The sequence below is a fragment of the Listeria sp. MAN/IMW/UF555 genome (assembly GCF_058684075.1).
This window is the reverse complement of the sequence record NZ_JBZWZS010000001.1, coordinates 784228-804777: the sequence shown is the minus strand read 5'-3', so window position 1 is coordinate 804777 and position 20550 is coordinate 784228. Positions and strand designations below refer to the sequence as shown.

Annotated in this window: 21 protein-coding genes and 1 pseudogene; 18 read left to right on the top strand and 4 right to left on the bottom strand. The window is 36.8% G+C overall.

Annotation, left to right across the window (positions count from 1 at the left end):
- Position 1: 1 nt before the first annotated feature.
- The 5 genes from sugE1 (at position 2) to AC4PG8_RS04050 (ending at position 4146) form a co-directional block, all read left to right on the top strand.
- Positions 2-343: a quaternary ammonium compound efflux SMR transporter SugE1 gene (gene sugE1 / locus AC4PG8_RS04070; protein ID WP_003736027.1), complete on the top strand. Its 342-nt coding sequence runs from the start codon at positions 2-4 to the stop codon at positions 341-343.
- A gap of 2 nt (positions 344-345) precedes the next feature.
- Positions 346-666 carry a quaternary ammonium compound efflux SMR transporter SugE2 gene (sugE2, locus tag AC4PG8_RS04065; protein ID WP_003771065.1) on the top strand — a complete coding sequence of 107 codons (321 nt, stop codon included), beginning with the start codon at positions 346-348 and terminating at the stop codon, positions 664-666.
- A gap of 150 nt (positions 667-816) precedes the next feature.
- Positions 817-1929 (top strand): D-alanine--D-alanine ligase, encoded by a 1113-nt coding sequence (locus tag AC4PG8_RS04060; RefSeq protein ID WP_003771067.1) that lies wholly within the window; start codon positions 817-819, stop codon positions 1927-1929.
- A 63-nt stretch (positions 1930-1992) separates the two neighbouring features.
- On the top strand, positions 1993-3366 hold the full coding sequence (locus tag AC4PG8_RS04055; protein ID WP_492170054.1) for a UDP-N-acetylmuramoyl-tripeptide--D-alanyl-D-alanine ligase: 1374 nt from the start codon (positions 1993-1995) through the stop codon (positions 3364-3366).
- A 66-nt stretch (positions 3367-3432) separates the two neighbouring features.
- A complete protein-coding gene (locus AC4PG8_RS04050) occupies positions 3433-4146 on the top strand; it encodes an alpha/beta hydrolase (RefSeq protein WP_003761230.1) in 714 nt (237 codons plus the stop codon).
- A gap of 10 nt (positions 4147-4156) precedes the next feature.
- On the opposite strand, the gene AC4PG8_RS04045 is transcribed toward AC4PG8_RS04050, so the two are convergent.
- On the bottom strand, positions 4157-5182 hold the full coding sequence (locus AC4PG8_RS04045) for a substrate-binding domain-containing protein (protein ID WP_492170053.1): 1026 nt from the start codon (positions 5180-5182) through the stop codon (positions 4157-4159).
- Between the two features lie 244 nt (positions 5183-5426).
- Here AC4PG8_RS04045 and AC4PG8_RS04040 point away from each other — a divergent pair, with 244 nt between their 5' ends.
- The 10 genes from AC4PG8_RS04040 (at position 5427) to AC4PG8_RS03995 (ending at position 16599) form a co-directional block, all read left to right on the top strand.
- Complete coding sequence (locus tag AC4PG8_RS04040; RefSeq protein ID WP_160465227.1) at positions 5427-6749, top strand: ABC transporter substrate-binding protein; 1323 nt, start codon at positions 5427-5429, stop codon at positions 6747-6749.
- A complete protein-coding gene (locus AC4PG8_RS04035; RefSeq protein WP_033533234.1) occupies positions 6746-7624 on the top strand; it encodes a carbohydrate ABC transporter permease in 879 nt (292 codons plus the stop codon). The genes AC4PG8_RS04040 and AC4PG8_RS04035 overlap by 4 nt, the downstream gene beginning before the upstream one ends.
- On the top strand, positions 7611-8444 hold the full coding sequence (locus AC4PG8_RS04030) for a carbohydrate ABC transporter permease (RefSeq protein ID WP_003724791.1): 834 nt from the start codon (positions 7611-7613) through the stop codon (positions 8442-8444). The genes AC4PG8_RS04035 and AC4PG8_RS04030 overlap by 14 nt, the downstream gene beginning before the upstream one ends.
- A 15-nt stretch (positions 8445-8459) precedes the next feature.
- Positions 8460-9992 carry an alpha-glucosidase gene (locus AC4PG8_RS04025; RefSeq protein ID WP_185512771.1) on the top strand — a complete coding sequence of 511 codons (1533 nt, stop codon included), beginning with the start codon at positions 8460-8462 and terminating at the stop codon, positions 9990-9992.
- Position 9993: 1 nt separating this feature from the next.
- Positions 9994-10908, top strand: a complete 915-nt coding sequence (locus AC4PG8_RS04020; protein WP_492170052.1) for an MTP-1 family protein — start codon at positions 9994-9996, stop codon at positions 10906-10908.
- Between the two features lie 21 nt (positions 10909-10929).
- The gene (locus AC4PG8_RS04015) at positions 10930-11997 is read left to right on the top strand and encodes a BtaManbiosPhlase (RefSeq protein ID WP_185547140.1); all 1068 of its coding nucleotides are present in this window, start codon (positions 10930-10932) and stop codon (positions 11995-11997) included.
- Positions 11994-13667 carry a phospho-sugar mutase gene (locus tag AC4PG8_RS04010; protein WP_492170051.1) on the top strand — a complete coding sequence of 558 codons (1674 nt, stop codon included), beginning with the start codon at positions 11994-11996 and terminating at the stop codon, positions 13665-13667. The genes AC4PG8_RS04015 and AC4PG8_RS04010 overlap by 4 nt, the downstream gene beginning before the upstream one ends.
- A gap of 451 nt (positions 13668-14118) precedes the next feature.
- Positions 14119-15669 (top strand): degradosome RNA helicase CshA, encoded by a 1551-nt coding sequence (gene cshA / locus AC4PG8_RS04005; protein WP_003729443.1) that lies wholly within the window; start codon positions 14119-14121, stop codon positions 15667-15669.
- A gap of 117 nt (positions 15670-15786) precedes the next feature.
- Positions 15787-15963 carry a hypothetical protein gene (locus AC4PG8_RS04000; protein WP_492170050.1) on the top strand — a complete coding sequence of 59 codons (177 nt, stop codon included), beginning with the start codon at positions 15787-15789 and terminating at the stop codon, positions 15961-15963.
- A gap of 147 nt (positions 15964-16110) precedes the next feature.
- The gene (locus tag AC4PG8_RS03995; RefSeq protein ID WP_003724800.1) at positions 16111-16599 is read left to right on the top strand and encodes a QueT transporter family protein; all 489 of its coding nucleotides are present in this window, start codon (positions 16111-16113) and stop codon (positions 16597-16599) included.
- A gap of 31 nt (positions 16600-16630) precedes the next feature.
- On the opposite strand, the gene AC4PG8_RS03990 is transcribed toward AC4PG8_RS03995, so the two are convergent.
- Entirely contained in the window at positions 16631-17188 is a 558-nt protein-coding gene (locus tag AC4PG8_RS03990; protein ID WP_185562507.1) for a TetR/AcrR family transcriptional regulator, read from the bottom strand.
- Between the two features lie 101 nt (positions 17189-17289).
- Here AC4PG8_RS03990 and AC4PG8_RS03985 point away from each other — a divergent pair, with 101 nt between their 5' ends.
- Together AC4PG8_RS03985 and AC4PG8_RS03980 are read left to right on the top strand one after the other, a co-directional pair.
- The gene (locus AC4PG8_RS03985; protein ID WP_185561170.1) at positions 17290-18288 is read left to right on the top strand and encodes an amidohydrolase family protein; all 999 of its coding nucleotides are present in this window, start codon (positions 17290-17292) and stop codon (positions 18286-18288) included.
- Between the two features lie 16 nt (positions 18289-18304).
- On the top strand, positions 18305-18616 hold the full coding sequence (locus AC4PG8_RS03980) for a DUF2316 family protein (RefSeq protein WP_112119704.1): 312 nt from the start codon (positions 18305-18307) through the stop codon (positions 18614-18616).
- Positions 18617-18851: 235 nt separating this feature from the next.
- Here AC4PG8_RS03980 and AC4PG8_RS03975 read toward each other — a convergent pair whose 3' ends face one another.
- Both AC4PG8_RS03975 and AC4PG8_RS03970 read right to left on the bottom strand, forming a co-directional pair.
- Positions 18852-19340 (bottom strand): Rgg family transcriptional regulator, encoded by a 489-nt coding sequence (locus tag AC4PG8_RS03975; protein WP_041918369.1) that lies wholly within the window; start codon positions 19338-19340, stop codon positions 18852-18854.
- A gap of 180 nt (positions 19341-19520) precedes the next feature.
- A pseudogene (locus tag AC4PG8_RS03970) lies at positions 19521-19661 on the bottom strand (helix-turn-helix domain-containing protein); the annotation flags it as partial.
- A gap of 486 nt (positions 19662-20147) precedes the next feature.
- Here AC4PG8_RS03970 and AC4PG8_RS03965 point away from each other — a divergent pair.
- Positions 20148-20543, top strand: a complete 396-nt coding sequence (locus tag AC4PG8_RS03965; RefSeq protein ID WP_010990652.1) for a hypothetical protein — start codon at positions 20148-20150, stop codon at positions 20541-20543.
- The last annotated feature ends 7 nt before the right edge of the window (positions 20544-20550 follow it).

The window sequence follows — 20550 nt, the reverse complement described above, 5'->3', positions numbered from 1 at the left end:
AATGGCTTGGTTTTATTTAATAATGGCAGGATTATCAGAAATTGTTTGGGCTTTTGGGCTGAAAGAATCTCATGGCTTTACGATGTTAGGGTGGAGCCTTTTAACGATAGCGTTTCTAATAGTTAGTTTCGGTTTGTTTTCGATTTCCATGAAGTCGATTCCAATTGGGACGGCGTATGCAGTGTTTACCGGAATTGGGGCTGCTGGTACGGCGATTATTGGAATGATATTTCTTTCAGAAGGTGTTTCTTTTTGGAAAATTGTTTCCCTAATCGTACTATTAACAGGAATTATTGGCCTTAAGTTAGTGGATGGCAATGAGTCTGAGAAGGAGGCTAAATAACGATGGATTGGATATTTTTACTCGTAGCAGGTTTGTGTGAAATGGTCTTTGTTGTCATGCTGAAATTATCAGACGGATTTAAACGTCTCGGATTTGCGATACTCACCGTTATCTTTATGTCAGCGAGCTTCTTCTTATTATCTCTCGCACTTAAAACAATTCCGATTGGTACGGGTTATGCGATTTGGACCGGAATTGGGGCTGTTGGTAGTGTCACACTCGGAATGATTGTCTTCAAAGAGCGTAAGAGTGTTGGGAAACTGCTCTTCATTACGATGATTATTGCAGGCGTTGTCGGTCTAAAATTAACATCTGGTGTTTAAATAAAATAGGTTGAAAAAGATCTTTTTGGAATAAGAGCACGTCATTCTTATTCGAAAATGAAGATTTTTTCAACCTATTTTTTAGTTATGTCTTTTCATCTTGCTAAAACATGGTAAAATAGATAAAGCGAATAATGACGGAGGGGTATTATGAAAACCAAGTTAATTTTATTATACGGTGGAAAATCTGCTGAACACGAGGTTTCCTTACAAACAGCATTTTCAGTAATCAATGCTTTAGATTTAGAAAAATTTGAAGCTGAACCAATATATATTACAAACGAAGGTGAGTGGGTTCAAGGACCGCTACTTTCTGGAAAATTAGATTTTGTCGAGCAATTACGTTTCTCGGCTACAGATAGAGTGAAACTTGCTACAGCTGAATCAGAAAAATCAGAAGGGGAAGCAATTAGCCCAGCTGTTTTAGAAGCTGACGGACAAGAAACAGTCGTATTCCCACTTTTACATGGTCCAAACGGAGAAGATGGAACTGTTCAAGGCTTGTTCGAAGTTTTAAATATTCCTTACGTTGGCAATGGTGTCCTAGCTTCATCAGCAGCAATGGATAAAATCGTAATGAAGAAAATTTTTGCAGATGCTGGTATTCCACAAGTTCCAGCAGTTGCGGTGCGTTTAATTGATTGGAAAAACTATCAAGAGGAAATGGTTACTGAAATGGAAGAAGTACTTACATATCCAGTCTTCGTAAAACCAGCTAATCTTGGTTCGAGTGTTGGTATTAGTAAAGCAACGAACAAAACAGAGTTAATTGAAGCGATGACTGAAGCATTTTTATACGACCGTCGTGTTGTCGTTGAACAAGGTGTGGTTGCTCGTGAGATCGAAATGGGCGTGCTTGGAAATGATACGCCGGTGTGCTCGGTTCCCGGTGAGATCTTGCCAGAAGGTGCAGTTGCTAAGTTCTATGATTACAAAGCAAAATATCAAGACAACAACACGGCATTAATTATTCCAACAGAAGTAGAACCGGAAATTTTAGAACAAATGAAAGAATATGCAGTTCAAGCTTTCTTAGGACTTGATGCAAGCGGGCTCGTGCGTGCTGACTTTTTCTTAACAGAAGATAATCAGTTGTTCTTAAATGAAGTAAATACAATGCCTGGTTTCACACCATATAGCATGTATCCACTACTTTGGCAGGAAACTGGCTTACCATACGGAGCGCTAATTGAACGATTAGTTGATTTGGCAAAAGAACGCCACGCAGCTAAAAATGCACTTAAATATAAATTAGAAGACTAAAATAAACAAGAAAGCAGTTTTCAGATGCGGAAGCTGCTTTTTTATGGAAGAGAGCGATTTAATTTGAAAAAAACAGTAGGCGAAGTAGTAGCAATGTTAGATAGTTCCATCCATGTAGATACATTTCGCGATGTCGTCATTACTGGCATTTGTTTTGACACAAGGCAAATAAAGTCAGGAGATTTATTTGTTCCGTTTGTAGGGAATTTACGCGATGGGCACGAATTCGTAAGTCAGGCACGAGAAATGGGAGCGGTAGCGACTTTTTGGCAAAAAGATGTACCCAATCCACCAACTGATTTCCCGGTTATTTTAGTAGAAAATACTTTGCTGGCACTTCAAGAGCTGGCAGCGAAATATATTCAGCAAGTAAAACCTAAAGTAATTGCAATCACTGGCAGCAATGGGAAAACGACCACAAAAGATATTATGGCAGCAATTGTTGAAACGACTTATAAAGTGCACTATACGGGCGGGAATTTTAATAATCATATTGGTTTACCTTATACTATTTTAACGATGCCGGAAGATACAGAAGTGGCTGTACTTGAAATGGGGATGAATCATCGTCATGAAATCGAAGTGCTGTCAAAAATTGCAAAACCTGATATTGCGATTATTACTAATATCGGCGAGGCTCATATTGAATACCTTGGTTCGCGTGAAGAAATCGCCAAAGCAAAACTCGAAATTACAGCAGGCTTAAATCCAAGCGGTATTTTAATTTATCCACATGAAGAAAACCTTCTTTTAGGAAACGTAGATGGCGACTTTAGACAACTGACTTTTGGTAAATCAGATGCAGCGGAAATTTATCCGTTAGAAATTCGCGCTGAAGCAGAAGGGACCTCTTTTATAACAAACTGGGAGCCAGATTTAGAAATTTTTGTTCCGATTATTGGCGAGCATAATGTTTTCAATACAATGGCGGCGATGCTTGCGGCAAGAGAAATTGGTATTGAAGGAGAAAAAATACAATCAGCGCTTAAAAATATGGAACGTTCTAAAAGTCGTTTAGAATGGATAACGACCAAAAGCGGCGCACGTATTTTAAATGATGCTTACAATTCCAGCCCAACAGCGTTAAAAACAGTTTTAAAAACTTTTATGCATATGGACTCAAAAGGTAAACCAAAATATTTAGTACTTGCAGATATGCTTGAATTAGGCGATTTGTCGACAAAACTACACCAAGAATCTGCTGAAGTACTAGAAAATGATACGATTGAGAAGATTTTCTTATACGGTGAAGCGATGAAAGCTTTCAAATCAGTCTCTGAGGCAAAAATTGGTCAGGGAAAAGTTCAACATTTTGACACAAAGGAATCGCTTGAGACGGCGCTTCTTTCAGAAATAAATGGAAATGAATGGATACTGGTCAAAGGTTCTTACGGAATGGGCTTGAAAGATGTGGTAGAAAATCTTATTATTAAGTAACGAATAAAATTGGACATATGATATTACCGATTAATTGGTAATAATTTGGACAGGAGGAAAGGCATAATGGTTGCTTGTTTGTGTATTCATGGTTTTACTGGTTCGCCGTCCGAGGTGAAGCCGCTCGCTGATTATTTGCGAGAGCATACAGATTGGGATGTTTTAGCACCCACATTACCTGGCCATGATCACCTGCGCCACTTAAAAAATGTGACGTATAAAGATTGGATTGTTTTTGTAGATAGCATTTTAAGTCAAATGTTAAAAGAAGACGATGAAGTATATATTATTGGTTTTTCTATGGGCGGTTTGCTCGCGGGATGGCTAGCTAGGCATTATCCGGAAGTGAAAAAGCTGGTACTTCTAAGCACTGCTGTAAATGCGATGGAATGGCCGCAAATTATCGAAAATTCCAAGCAAGTAATTACCGAAGCAAAAGAAGTCACACTTAAAAACAGCCCGATGTTCAAACGCTATCAAAAGAAAGTAACTGAAACCCCGTGGACATCCACGCTTCAATTTAAAAAAATGGTCGCTCTTGCAAAACCAGTATTTGAACATATTGAAATTCCAACTTTTATTGCACAAGGCAGTGCCGATCCTATTGTTCCTGCTGAAAAAAGTGTCAATTTTTTAATGGAAAGTATACCAGGACCGAAAGAATTATTTATTCTAGAAGGTTCAAAACATGTGATTTGTCAGGATGAACAAGCAGATAAATTATTTGCAGCTGTTTTAACATTTTTACAAAAAGATGTAGCTGTACTAAATGCAAATTAAAAAAACCGATTCAGCTCTCAGTTGCTGAATCGGTTTTTTTGTTTTCGCCAACAGAATCTCGGGCTATTAAATTAGTCGCAAGTGCCAGATGAACAAAGCCTTCATCTGGTTTTCTTACGCGATTATACATAAGTTCCACTGCTTTTTCGCCCATAAACGAAAGATTGGTACACATTGTCGTAAGCGGGGGATTGCTAAGTACCGTAAATTCGGTGTTATCAAAACAAATAATCGATAAGTCTTTCGGAATATTGTATCCTTTTGATTGCAAATAAGTATTTAAAATAAATCCAAGACCTGAATTGACGCAAAACCAAGCAGTTGGAAGTTCATCTAGCTCGTCTAACGTCCGGTATAGTGTCGTTTGTTCTTCTTTAATTCGTGTAATGGCATATTTTTCATTAAAAGGAATCTGATGATACTGCAATGCTTTTTTGTATCCTTCAAAGCGTTCCTCATAACTTGGAGAAAAAGTAGTATCACCAAGAAAACCGATTTTTTGATGTTTATTTTCGATTAAAAATTCGACTGCCGTGAAAGCACCGTCTTTATTTTGGCTAATAACGGCATCGGCTTTTAAATGTGGATCGTGATGATCAATTAGTACCACTGGCATACCAAGTTCAATCACTTTCTTACTGTAAGCTGTATTAATATGCGATAGCAAGAAAATCCCTGTCCAGTTTTCCTTTGTTAGTTGCTCAGGAAGTTGATTCTTTTCTGCCTCCGCATCCGTCACTGGAAAAATAATTAATTCCGCTTGATGAGCAATGATGCTTTGTTTCATATTATCAATAATTTCACCAAAAAAACTACGTTGTGATAAGGCGAATGAAGTTGCTAAAAGTGCGAATTTTTCTTTCACGACTTCTCGTGCGATTTCTTTTTTATATTTATAACCTAATTCATCAGCCATTTTAAAAACAGCCAATTTAGTTTGCTCGCTGACCCCGTTTTTATTACCTAAAGCTTGTGAAACTGAATTTTTCGTTATATTTAGCCTGTCAGCAATATCTTGCATTGTAACTTTCTTCATGCTTCCCCCTCCGTTTTCCTCTGTTTATTCTATTATAGAAGTTAATTCACAAAATAGCAAAAATTTTATAATTAAAAAGTAATGTTAAAAGTAATTTTTATGATTTTTGATAGTAAATGCTTAAAACGTTTATAATAAAAGAATTTATAAAAGTAATTATTGACATTACAAAAATGTAATGTGATAATGTAATCGTAATCAAGCGCTTACAATTACAAAAAGTGGAATTAGGAGGATTATTGATATGAAGATTAGAAAAATTGCTATTGCGGCTCTTAGTGTTGCGGTTGCTGGCTCATTACTAACTGCTTGTGGCGGTGGAGGAAACAAAAGTGGAGACGATAACGGTAAAACAAAAGTAACGTTTTGGGCAGCTCCAAATCCAACTCAAGTAAAATATTGGGATGAAATGGCAAAAGCATATGAAAAAGAAAACCCAGATGTAACGGTTGAAGTTTCCCAAATGAAAGAAAGCCCATCATCAGAAGCGACAATTCAATCAGCTATCGCCTCTAAAACGGCACCAACTATGTCTGAAAATATCAATCGTAGTTTCGCTGCACAATTAGCAGATAGTAAAGCTATTGTACCTTTGAACGATGTAAAAGGTCTTGATGATGTTGTAAAAGAAAGAAAAATGAGCGAAACAATGGATTCTTGGAAATTCTCTGATGGCAATCAATATGTGCTACCTGTATACTCCAATCCAATTCTTTTTGCTTGGCGTTTAGATACATTAAAAGAACTTGGCTATGATGCTCCACCAAAAACATATAGTGAAGCACTTGAAGTTGGTAAAAAATTAAAAGCGAAATATCCAGATAAAGTACTTTGGGCTAAAGGTGATTTATCTGACCCAACAGCATGGATGCGCTGGTTTGATTTCTTCCCACTGTATGATGCAGCTTCAAAAGGAAATGCATTTGTAGAAGATGGCAAATTAGTTGCAGATGATAAAGCTGGAACAGAACTATTAACCTTCATGTCCGAATTGCAAAAAAATAAATTACTCCTTGCAAGTAAAGCAACAGATCCATTTGAAACAGGAACAAGTATCATGGCAGACAATGGCCCGTGGACTTTCCCTAACTGGGACGAAAAATTCCCAGAACTTAAATATAACGAAAACTACGCGATAACTGCACCACTTGTACCAGACAGCATGGCAAATGAAAAAAATATTGCTACTTATGCTGATTCAAAAGGGGTTGTAATGTACGCTCAAGCAACAGATAAAGAAAAAGAAGCGGCAATGGACTTCTTGAAATTCGTTTATAACGACGATAAAAATGATTTGAAATTCCTTGAAACTACTAATTTAATTCCAGCACGTGACGATGCAACTGAAAATGAAGCTTTCACAGCATTCTTTAAAGAAAATCCAGAATTAGAAGTGTACGCAGCAAATGTACCTTATAGCATTCCAGCGATGGACGATGCGAAATACAATGATATTCAACAAGTTCTTGGAGAAGAAGCTTGGAATCCGATTGTGCGCGGGGAGAAAAAACCTGCTAAAGCTTGGTCTGACATGAAGAAAGCTGAGGACGGGGTGCTTCAAAAATGAAGCGGCGAAATAACAAATTGGGCTGGTCATTTACCAGCCCGTATCTCATATTCACAGCGGTATTTTTCTTAGTACCGCTAATTTGGTCAATTTGGTTATCCGTGACTGATTGGAACATGATGAGCCCAGAAATCAATTTTGTTGGTTTTGATAATTTTATTAAAGCTTTTACTAGTCCGGCAGTTCGAGCGGCATTTTTCGTCACTTATAAATTTTTAATTGTGTTTGTTCCGATGGCGTTAATTATTTCGATGATTGTCGCAGTACTTGTGAATGGGCTACCGAAGTTTAAAGGACTATATTTAGTGGCGTTTTTCCTACCATACTTGTCCTCAGGTGTTGTTACTTCACTAATTGTGCAAGGTTTACTTTCGTATAACAGTGCTCTAAATGTGTTTTTACGTGGGCATTTTGGTTGGGATATTGATTGGCTTGGGACGCCGATGTCGGCACTTGTCATTATTTCGCTAATGATTGCATGGAAAATGTCTGGTTATTATGCGCTTATTTTAATTTCTGGACTCGCTAGTATTAACCATGAAATTTATGAAGCAGCAGCGATGGACGGTTCTGGTCGCTTTAGAACTTTTTGGAAAGTTACCGTTCCGATGCTCTATCCAGCTTTATTTACCGTAATTGTTTTAGCGGTCGGTGTTAGTTTTGGGATTTTCACCGAAGTATACCAACTAACTGGCGGTGGTCCAAATTTTGCAACGAACACATGGCAAATGGAGATTTTCAACCAAGCATTCGTTAACTTGAATTCTGGTTATGCTTCAGCGATTTCTCTAATGGCTGCTACTGTAACGTTCGCATCAATTGGTGTTATTAAGAAAATGCTTGAGAAATGGGGTCAAAGAAATGGTTGGACATAATAGTAAAGCAGGAAAAATTGTTCGCTATATACTGACAACATTGCTCATGTTAGTTATGATTTATCCGTTTATTTATCTCGTATTAAATTCATTTGCAGCTTGGGATCAAGTAGATAAAAAGCTCATTCCGACTGAATTTACCACTCGTTCTTGGGATTGGCTGTTTGGGAATTCAGTGGTTGCGGCGCCTGCTCCGTGGATTCACGCCTTTATTAATACCATCATTGTGTCCACGATTGCGACAGGGTTAATGTTACTTTTTGGCTTAATGGTCGGCTATGCACTCGCAAAAGTTGATTTTAAGGGTAAAAAAATTGTTAATAATGCGATTTTATTCCAAATGTTTTTCCCGGCGATTATTTTGCTGATTCCGCAATTTTTAATGATTACGGACTTTGGGTTACTTGATACGTACGCTGGAATGATTATTCCGACCATGCTTAGTTTATGGGCTGTATTTATGTATACCAACTTTTTTAAAGCGATTCCAGATACTTTAATTGAAGCGGCCAAATTGGATGGTGCGAGTGATTTGAAAATTCTATTTCGGGTTGTACTTCCGATGTCCAAATCAATCACAACAGTTATCTTTTTATTCCTGTTCACAGACAGATGGACGAATTTACTTTGGGATATGCTTGTAACGAAGAGTGATGGAACGGTAACGCTGAATGTACTAATTTCGCAAATGTTCGGACCGTATGCAACTTATCCAGGTCCAATGTATGCAGCTTCTGTACTACTCACACTACCACTAATTATTCTATTCTTATTCTTCTCAAAGAAATTCCAAGAAGGAATGCAATTTACTTTGAAATAAAAGGAGCGACTGAACTTGGAATTTTGGCGAGGTAGTGTTTTTTATGAAATTTATATGAAATCATTTCAAGATAGTGATGGTGATGGTTTAGGTGATTTTAAAGGATTGACTAGTAGGTTAGATTATTTGGTAGATTTAGGGGTTGATGGCATTTGGCTCACTCCATTTTATCCTTCACCACAAGTGGATAATGGCTACGATGTTTCGGATTACTGTGATATAAATCCAGATTACGGCAGCATGGCTGATTTTCGAGAATTTATGAAAGCAGCAGATGCGCGAGGCATAAAAGTGATTATTGACTTAGTTTTAAATCATTCTTCGACGGAGCACGCGTGGTTTAAGGAGTCGCGGAGTAGCAACACAAATCCTAAACGAGATTATTATATTTGGCGTCAAAAACCAAATAATTGGGAGTCGTTTTTTGGTGGCTCAGCTTGGGAGCTCGATAAACTTACTGGTGAATATTATTATCATAGTTTTGCAAAGGAACAAGCTGATCTTAACTGGGCGAATCCGGCTGTTCGCGCTGAAATCGAGCAAGTTTTAGCATTTTGGTTAAATGAAGGCGTGGCAGGATTCAGGTTAGACGTGATTAATAATTTAACGCTTGTACTTGAGTTCCCAGATAATCCAGTTGTAGATAATGAAATGGAGCATGTTTATGATCGAAATCAACAAGGACTCGAACAAGCTTTAGAGCAGATTGCTGCTTTTTGTCGCAAAGAGCGAGAGGTATTTTTAGTAGGTGAAATTAGTTCTGATAAATTGCCAGAAATTGCGAAATATAGTTCGAAAACAATGCTTGATGTTACCTTTAATTTTAACTTTGGAAGTGTCGAACTGCTTGATGCGCAATCGGTATTTACCACTTTAAATGAAATGGAAACGGCATTACAAGAGGGACAATGGCCAACGCTTTTCTTTGGTAGCCACGATATGAGTCGATTTACAACACGACTTTCAAACGGAAACTTGTCCAAAACGAAACTGTTAGCGTTTTTAATGTTAACTGCTAAAGGGATACCGTTTATTTATTATGGTGAGGAAGTGGGGATGCCAGATTTAACCTTTTCCTCTGTGGAAGAAATGCGTGATATTCAAGGGACTGCAGCTTATTATCAAGCGTTACAAGCAGGTTCAGATGAACAAAGTGCACTTGAACTTGCGATAAATAAAACGCGCGATAAAGCACGTGGCCCGATGGTGTTTCCGGATGGGAAGCCGTTTACGACCGGGCAACCATGGATTAAAATGGCTAGTTTAAATGAGGAAGAAGCATTATCAATGTGGCATTTTTACCAAGCTTTACTCGCTTTTCGAAAAGGTCATGATTTTAAAGAAAAAGAATACGCGTCATTAACGTTAGATGGTGAAACACTTAGCTATCAGCGCGGGGAATTCTTATTTTTACTGCATTTTGGTGAGACAGAGGTGACATATCCACTTCAAGAGAAATCAGAGCTTGTTTTTGGAGAAGCTGTGATGTTAGAAGCTGGCATTAAGATGGGAGCGTATACTGGAATTGCGCTCAGAGTGGAGGATTAACATGAAATCAATTGAAACCATATTGCAAGTTTATCGTGAAACAAAGACTGCTTCTTACACCCGTCTTGAGTTAAGTGGCGCTTTTGACAAGGATGTCTATAACATTACTGCGCCTTTTACGTGGTTTGGAAAAGAATATATTGCTGGGCGAGTGGAAGCACGGGATAGTGAGTTTGCAGAAGTGCGCTTTTTTGAAAATACGGCAAAGGATACGTATCAATTAGTTGAAAATACGACTATCCTAGCCCTGCAAGATCCATTTGTAACGTTTGTACAAGGAGAACTTATTATCGGTGGCGTGGAAGTTTTTCCTAAAGAAACGGACCAGACAATGTTAGATTGGCGCACTAATTTATATCGCGCAACTTCGCTTACCGACTTTGAGCAAATTTTTACAGGTCCAATTGGAATGAAAGATTTACGAGTGAAGGAGCTAACAGACGGCCGGATTTTAGTACTAACAAGACCACAAGGCGAAAAAGGCGGTCGTGGGAAAATTGGCGCAATCGTCATTAATTCACTAGCGGATTTAACAATTGAACAAATTGAGAAAGCGCCCCTTTTAAAACGAAACTTTTCAGGTGATGAATGGGGCGGTGGCAATGAGATTCATTTGCTAGAAGATGGTCGAATTGGCGTTCTTGGTCATATTGCTTGTTTTGATGAATCTGGTGATCGTCATTATTACGCGTGCTCTTTTTGTTTAAATGAAGATTTTACACAAATCGACCAAGAAAAAATTATTGCAGAACGTGCTGATTTTGCTCCAAGTGAGCCGAAAAGACCTGATTTAGCAGATGTTGTATTTAGCGGCGGTTTAATCAGAAATTCGGACGGTACTGCTGAACTTTATGCAGGAATTGGTGATTCTGATGCACAAAAATTAACCATTCCTGATCCATTTAAAAATAACTAATAGTAGGAGTTTTGAATAGAAATGAACATTTATCGTTATGAAGAAAACCCATTAATTACACCTTTAGACGTGAAACCAATCCATAAAGGTTTTGAAGTGATTGGCGCTTTCAACGGCGGTGTTGCCGAGTATAATGGCGAAGTGCTTTTACTTCTTCGTGTGGCAGAAAAACCAGTTAGTGAAGATCCAGAAATAGTTCTTGCACCAGTTTATAATGCGAAAAACAAAGAATTAGAATTACAATCTTTCCGTTTAGATGATGAAAATTATGATTTTGAAGATCCGCGAATGATTCGCAGTAAAGCAAAACTAGAAGGATTTTCTTATTTAACTTCTCTTTCTTATATTCGAATCGCTCGCAGTAAAGATGGTCATCATTTTACCTTAGATGAAAAGCCGTTTTTATACCCATTTAATGAATATCAGACATTTGGGATTGAAGATGCTCGCGTGACACAAATTGGAGATACTTATCATGTGAATTTCAGTGCGGTATCTGAGTTTGGTGTAGCAGACGCATTAGTTACAACAAAAGACTTTGAAAATTTGGAGTATCAAGGCAATATTTTTGCTCCTGAAAATAAAGATGTACTTATTTTCCCGGAAAAAATTAATGGGAAATATTATGCACTACATCGCCCAAGTTTAAAAAGTATCGGTAACTTAGATATTTGGATTGCTTCTTCACCGGATTTGCGTAGTTTTGGAGATCATCGTCATTTACTTGGCATCCGTCCTGGTGAATATGACAGTGGTCGCGTTGGTGGCGGTTGTGTGCCAATCAAAACAGAAGAAGGCTGGCTGATTTTATATCACGGTGCAACTGAAGAGAATCGTTACGTAATGGGCGCGGCTTTGCTTGATTTAAATGACCCAACAATTGTACTGAAAAGAACGAAAACCCCGATTTTAGAACCAGTGGCTGATTATGAAAAAAATGGTTTCTTTGGCGATGTTGTTTTTGCTTGTGGAGCCATTCAAGAAGGCGACACGTTACACATGTATTACGGGGTAGCTGATACTTCCATGGCAGGTTGCGATATGAAAATCAGTGAAATTTTACATCAGTTAGAAGTGGAAGCTAAATGACTTGGCAAAACTATTTGAATGCTTGGAAAAATGCCGATTTATCTGATGAGTGGCGAAGTGAATTAAAGCGAGTGGAACATGAACAGGAGCGTTTTGAAGGATACTTAACATTTGGAACAGGCGGAATGCGTGGCAAAATGGGGCTTGGCTCGAATCGCATCAACCTTTTTACAATCAGACGGGTGGCAAGTGGATTAGGCGAGTATGTGGCAGCAAATGGAGGTAAAGAGAAGGGTGTCGCGATCTTTTACGATTCTAGAAATAATTCAGACGTTTTTGCAGCTGAAACAGCAAAAGTATTATCAGCACTGGGCATTCGAGTTTATTTATCAGATACGATTCGTCCAACGCCAGCACTTTCTTTTTGCGTTCGGGAAACGAAATCCTTTGCTGGAGTAGTGATTACCGCGAGCCATAATCCTTCTATTTATAATGGATTTAAAGTGTATGATGAAAATGGATGCCAAATCACATTAGGTGCGGCACAGGAAATTACCAGCTATTTAAATAAAATAACGGATATTTTTCGTATACCAGTACGAGAATTACCGAATTTGCTCGTTACTACCATTGGAAAAGAAATGGACGATGCCTATTTACAGGTTTTAACAAAAGTAATTTCTCGTCCGGAATTGGTTGCTGATTATGGAAATGAATTAGGGATTTGCTACACACCACTTCACGGAGCTGGTAAAGAACTAGTTATGCGAGGCTTAGTGGAAAATGGCTTTGCAAATACTTTACTTGTTCAAGAGCAAAGTGAGCCAGACGGAGATTTTCCAACGGTTGTTTCACCTAATCCAGAAGAAGAAAATAGTTTTGAATTAGCCAAATTGCAAGCGAAAAAAATGCGAGCAGATATAATTTTGGCAACTGATCCTGATGCTGACAGACTCGGAGTAGCAGTTTTAACCAATCAAAACGAGTATCAAATTTTAACAGGAAATCAACTTGGTGCTTTGTTATTAGATTATATTTTGTCTGCAAAAGAGCGTGTAACGAAAGAGGACACAATGATTAATACGATTGTCACCGGAGATTTAGGTGGCAAAATAGCAAGTCAATTTGGTATTCGTCACGTCCAAACACTCACAGGTTTCAAATTTATTGGTGAAAAAATAGCCGAAATGGAAGGGACGCAAGCTAATTTTATTTTTGGCTACGAGGAGAGTTACGGTTACTTAATAGCACCTTTTGTACGCGATAAAGATGCGGTACAAGCGGCATTACTTACAGCAGAAATGGCTCTTTTCTATAAAAAAGAAGGAACTACCCTGCTTGGAAAACTAACTTCTTTATATGAACAATTTGGCTATCATAAAGAATATTTGCACACTATTACCCTCGAAAACAACGATGGCGCTGCAAAAATGAACCAAATGATAGGTAATTTACGAAAAGCACCCCATTTTTTACCAGAAATAGTGATTGTAGAAGATTTTCTCACTAGCGAACGAACAAATCTTCTCACAAAAGAAATAACAAACATCAAGCTACCTCAAGAAAATGTATTGAAATTTTACTTAAAAGACAAATCATGGTTCGCTGTCCGACCTTCTGGGACTGAACCAAAATGCAAAATCTATCTCCAAACCATTGCTGAAACAGAAGAAAACGCAGAAAAAGCAATGAATGACTTAAAAGAACGCGTATTAGCTGTATGGGACTAATAAAAAGCTGGAAATCGTTTTCGGATGATTTCCAGCTTTTTTAAAATTAAAAATAACTAAAAACAGCTGATAAACGTACATTTAAAACGAAATAACTTTTTTTATTCGATAATAGCATGGAAAGATAAGGTTTTGACATTGAAAAGAAATTGTTATTGTGTTATGATGTTAGATGGAAGTTTATTAGGTTTATATTTAGCCTAGTGATTAATGAGGGCTTTTTTATTTGATGCGTTAGAACTGCTATAATGGCAGAGAAATTTTCTGATGCCGTGAATCATTTTGCTTGGTGCGCCCAGGCTTTTCTATTGCAGAAAAATGAAAATGAAAGATAGCAGTTTTCATAAAAACAACTGCAAATGAACAGACAAACAATCGTAATAAGCGTATTGTGATGAATTATAAAAGTAGCTCTCCTACCAAACTTTAAACAGGTAAAGGAGAAATGACATTGACAAAATTTTCGGAGTTCGGACTGGACGAAAAAATTGTAAAATCAGTAAATCGGATGGGGTTTGAAGAAGCAACGCCAATCCAAGAAAAAACAATTCCACTAGGACTAGCAGGTAAAGACTTAATCGGACAAGCACAAACAGGTACTGGTAAAACAGCCGCTTTTGGTCTTCCAATGATCCACAAAATCGACCAAAAGAGCAACAACGTACAAGCTTTAATTATTGCTCCAACACGTGAACTTGCAATCCAAGTTTCAGAAGAGCTTTATAAACTTAGCTATGACAAACATGTGCGTGTGCTAGCGGTTTACGGTGGTAGTGATATTAGCCGTCAAATCCGTTCACTTAAGAAAAACCCACAAATCGTAGTTGGTACGCCAGGACGTATTTTGGATCATATTAACCGTCGCACACTCAAACTAGACCACGTGGAAACACTTGTACTAGATGAAGCAGACGAAATGCTAAACATGGGCTTCATTGATGATATTGAAACTATCTTAAAAGAAGTACCAGCAGAACGTCAAACATTACTATTTTCTGCAACAATGCCTGATCCGATTCGCCGTATTGGTGAACGTTTCATGCACAGCCCAGAACTTATTCGTATTAAAGCGAAAGAAATGACTGCACTATTAATCGAACAATTCTTCGTAAAAGTGCACGAAAAAGAAAAATTTGACGTATTATCTCGTTTATTAGACGTTCAAGCACCAGAACTAGCAATTGTTTTTGGTCGTACGAAACGTCGTGTAGACGAACTATCTCGCGCGCTTGATATGCGTGGTTACGTGGCTGAAGGTATCCACGGTGACTTAACGCAAGCAAAACGTATGAGCGTACTACGCAAATTTAAAGAAGGAAAAATTGATGTTCTAGTTGCAACAGACGTAGCAGCACGTGGACTTGATATTTCCGGCGTAACACATGTATATAACTATGATATTCCACAAGATCCAGAAAGCTATGTTCACCGTATCGGTCGTACTGGTCGTGCTGGTAAAGAAGGTATGGCGATTACTTTCGTACAACCTCGTGAAATGGGTTATCTACGTATTGTTGAAGAAACTACGAAAAAACGTATGCAACCACTTCAAGCTCCTACTTGGGACGAAGCATTTGCAGGCCAATTACGCGTAGCAACTGAAAAAATTCAAGAAGCAATTACAGAAGAAAACTTAGCTGACTATAAAACGTTTGCTAACGAACTTCTTGAAAAATACGATGCAACTGACATCGCAGCAGCAATGCTTAAAATGTTAGCGAAAGAGCCAGACAAAACTCCTGTCCATATTACTGAAGAGCGTCCATTACCATCCCGTGGTGGCGGTGGCTACAAAGGTAAAAATGGTAAAGGCGGTAAAGGTGGCGGCTATCGCGGCGGAAGCGGTAAAGGCGGAAGCTACCGTGATCGTAACAACAGCGGCAAAGGTCGTCGTAGCGGCGGCGGAAGCGGTTCTGGCGGTGGCGGCAATCGTGATCGTCGTGGCGGCGGAGAACAACGCAGCGGCGGCAACAAAGGCAACTACTCACAAAAATCTAAATAAGATTATTAGACAAATAGTTACCATATAGATAGACTGTAGATAAAGAAGTTTTAACTTTATCTACAGTCTATTTTTTTATAAATACTAATGTTAGGGAACGGGTGTGTGGCGCTAGTCATGAAGATAAATAAAATTGTCGAATATATTATAGTAGCAATCATCGTTTTAGTGTGGACTTACTTCATTGTCATTAAAGAAATTCTTCCTAAAAATATAGGATTTATTTCATTAGTAATTCTATCAATAGTTCTTTATTTTGTAGGTAAAAGGTTGAATGGGGAACATAGCAGATAAAAAACGGCTATACTCTAAGTAGCCGTTTTTTTATGTGCAATAATTCATTTACATTAACTTCCAAATATGAGAAAATAGCATGTTGGCAAAATTGCCACACGTGGTTCATTCATACCATCCCACGTAAAAAAACTAGGAGGAAAAATAATGAAAATGAAAATTTTGACGGTGAATGCAATTATCGCCGCACTGTATGTAGTGCTCGGGATGATTGTCGCACCAATTGGGTTTATGGCATTACAATTTAGAATACCAGAAATCTTTAACCACCTAATCGTCTTTAATAAAAAATACTTCTGGGGCATTATCGTAGGTGTTTTTATTACGAATTTATTCTTTTCCGGATTAGGTTGGATTGATTTAGTTTTTGGCGTAGCACAATCGGCTATTTCCCTTTTACTAATGATTGGAATTTCTAAATACGTTAAAGGAATTATTCCGCGGATGATTATTAATACGATTCTTTTCTCGCTAACGATGGCAATTATCGCTTGGGAGCTAGTGATTGTTTTTGACTTACCGTTCCTAATTACTTGGGCAACAACTGCGGCAAGTGAATTCATCGTAATGGGTGTCGGGATTCCGCTAATGTATCTATTAAATAAACGGTTGAATTTCCGTAAAATGATTGATTAAATGAGAGAGTCTAAGGGAACTTAGGCTCTTTTTATTTTTGTAAATAGCGGGCTGCCTCCTGTATCAATTCAACTAATTGGTCATTCGTATAGTCTTTATTCGATTGTTGAATTTCTGCTGCTAAACTTAAAATCATCCTAGCAAAACAATTAGGCATAAATTTACTATCTGAAAAGGAAACTTCTTTTAACAAACTAATTCGAAGTATTTCTCCAGACACTACATCAATAAAAATATTTTCTGCGCGGCTCCAAAAAATCACTTGAAATAAAAACGGATTTTTTTGAATAGTTCGGAGGATTAAGCGTTGGATATTTTCTTTTGTTAAAATAATTTGGTCGAATTCCAAAGAGAAGTACTGCATGGTTCGCAAAATCTGGACTTCAATCACTTGAATAATCTCCTCATGATGACGATAAAAAGTGGCTCGTGATACTCGCGCTTGTTCGCATAAATCTTTTATAGATATTGATTCAAATGTTCTATCTTCCACATAAAACCTCTCCAAAATAGTATATAGTTTAGTTTGTGTTTTTTGTGTACGCAAATCAACATTCAACGGTTGATGCACTTTTACGTAGTTATTCATAAAACTCTCCTTTTTATGATACATAATTGTTATTAGTGTATCGAAATGTGGCTATTTTAGCAACTTAAAAAGGGGTATTGTTTACTTAAGGAGGAATGAACATGAAAATTATAACAATAGAAGAACATTTTGAATCCGAAGTCATTACGAATGAAATCAACAAAGCCACTGGAAATTTAGTAAGTGGACAGGTTAGTCCGGAAATGTTTCAATATATGCAAAAGGAACTTCCTTCAGCAACGGAAATGCAAGATACAGAAAAACGTTTAGCATTTATGGATCAACATGGTATTGATATGCAAGTACTTTCTTATGGAAATAGTTCTCCGCAAAACTTAGGTCCAAAAATTTCGGTAGCTCTGTGTAAGCGAGCAAATGATGAACTAGCGAAGGTGATTCAACAAAATCCTACCCGATTTGCTGGTTTTGCTGTCTTACCAGTAGGCTCACCAGAAGATGCTGCTATTGAATTAAAAAGAGCCGTAGAAGAACTTGGTTTCAAAGGTGCACTTGTAAAAGGGCAGTTTGAAAATAAATATTTTGATAATAGCTTTTATTATCCGATTTTCGAAATGGCGGAAAAACTAGATGTACCGATTTCGTTTCATCCATCGTTTATCCCAGAACCTATTACAGAACAATATTTTGCCAGTGATGCTTGGTCTGATGTGGTGACCGGGGTATTTTCATCTGCTGGTTTTGGCTGGCATATGGATGTTGGTATTCAAGTCGTGCGGATGATTCTTTCAGGTATATTTGATAAATTACCGAATTTAAAAATCATTACAGGGCATTTAGGGGAAATGGTGCCAATGTTTTTAAACAGAATGGACGATACACTCGGCCACTGGACAACGTTAGAACGGAAAATCTCTGACTACTACCGGACAAATGTGTATGTGACACCAAGCGGTTTATTGTATAAAAACGAATGGAAATTTTTATTAAATGAATTAGATGAAAATCATCTTATTTATGCGCTAGATTATCCTTTTGTAAAACCAGAAAATGCTGGGACTTTCCTAGATACGCTTGATTTAACGGATGAAGTAAAAGCAAAAATCGCTCACGAAAATGCTGAAAAATTATTACATTTATAAAAGGTGGAATTCAAAAATGACTTTATCAAAAGAACAAATCAAAGCAACGAAAAGTGAGTTTGCAGAGAATTTGGCGCTTGCGAATTTAACGATTGCCGAAGTAGCGAAAGAACTAAATACAAGTGAAGTAAAAATAGAACGGATTTTGAATTTAAAGCAGCGTTCTTTAAATGATGGTTGGATATTGCGAAATTACTTACTTAGAAAGGTAGCGGAAGTAGGGAAGACACCAGTTCCATTTACAGCGCTCAGTGGGGATTATCATGGGTATTGGTTTTTAGATGGAGAAGAAATTGATTCTGGGGTGTTAAGTGAAGGAGCTTGTTAAATAATGCATTTTTAAAGAAAAAAATTCATTTGGAGAAGGTATGTTTGCATCAATTGAAGAATAAGAAATAAGTATAAAAAGTTAGAAGGTACAGGCATTAATGTACTTTCTAACTTTTTTTAGTTTAAATAATGACTACTATTAATAGCAAATATATTTTCGCAGAGAAACACTAGTGTTACCATAATACTATAGTGATTATTGAATAATAAAATCAAATTAATCTAGGATTTCCTCAACGTAAATCTGGGAAATATTCTTTTTCAAATTGTAATAGAATAGCTTCTTTATCGATAGTAAGGAGAATATTTTTCGCCTTAGTTATTAAGCTATAATCATTAGTGTTAACACCTTGTAAATAATATGCGCTAGCTAATAAATCAAAGCGGTTAATTTCTTTAGCAATAATAATAGCAGCGTTTAAACTACTTGTTGTAATGGTAGAATTATGTTGCATAAAAATAGTGGCAGTATTGATAAGCAGAGCTAATTTTAGCGGATTTAAAGATTTATCTAAAGCATTATATTTATCAATCATTGTTAATAATCGGGGGACAAATTTTTCGATTACATCCAGCGGGAAATAAAATAGAATATTACACACGAGGCGTATCTCAATCAGTGAGAAATTATCAATTTTTTCTAATCGCTTCCAGATTGGCTTAACAAGCTTTTGTGCTTTTTCAACTTCATTGTTTGTTAAAAGAAGTGATGCCTTTAACACGATTCTAATATCTTCTAATAAATTGTCTTTAAAATGATTATCTAAATAATTATCGCATCTATTTATAATTTTCAATATTAGTTCTGTTTGTGTATTAGAAACGAGTTTGAAAAAGTCTGCAATAATATCTTCTCGAGTGTTTAATTTATAATCATTTTTAATATACCGAAGTTCATCTATGGTTACATCTAATTTAATGACGATATTCTCTATTGTAGTGATGGTTGGTATAATATTGTTATTTTCGATTTTCGAGATAGTAGTGCGAGCAAGAATGTTATTAGATACATACGATTGAGAAAGTGATTTATTTTTTCTGATTTGACGAATAGCAGCTCCATATGTTTTTATAATAGCTCTCCTCCAATGTAGTAAAATAATTATAATGTTTTTTGGGGGTGAATATAGTGAACATAAAACTGAAATTATGTATTTTCATTGTAACATAGTGAATATACAAATAATAGAATTTGTGAAAGGAGTATCAAATTATGATGCAAATGATTAATTGGTTTTTTGGTTCATCAAATTATTTAAGATAGTTTTAGTCAATTTAAATAATACTAAGAAAGGAAACTAATTTAGCCAGAAGATAGAAATATTTAGTTCGCTTTGATGCGAGATTAATATTTTGATTAATCTGAAAATAAAGAATTAATGTAAGGTGGTGATTAAAATATAAGTTAGTATTAGAAAGAAGTATATGAACTTTATGCAATATGGCGCTGAAGTATATATTGTTGAAGATTATATAAACAAGTGGGGTGCTTGTTTGGTTTATACTTTTAAAATTTAGGAGGAAATTAAATGATGAAAAAAATTGTAATTGCGATTGCTATAATCTTTGGTGTACTAGGAGCAAGTGGCGCTACAGAGCAAAGTGTAGAAGCCGCTTCAACATATAATGCGACAGGAATGTATAACGGATTGCTCAAGGCGGAGTTGAGCTTAAATTATGGATCATGGTCTTCAGCAGCTAGGTATACCGGAACCAAGCCATATAATCTTCCTAGAATAGCTATCCAAACTCGAATTCAAAGAAAAGATGGTGTAGTAAGGACATATTGGGAAGAAACAAGTAATAATTATGTGAAATATGATGGTGGATCTAATACAGTTGGTCCAAATGGAAATAATTATGCTCGTGCATATGGATATTATTATGGTGGTGGTGAAACTCGAGTAGCCACTAGATGGATGTAATACATTA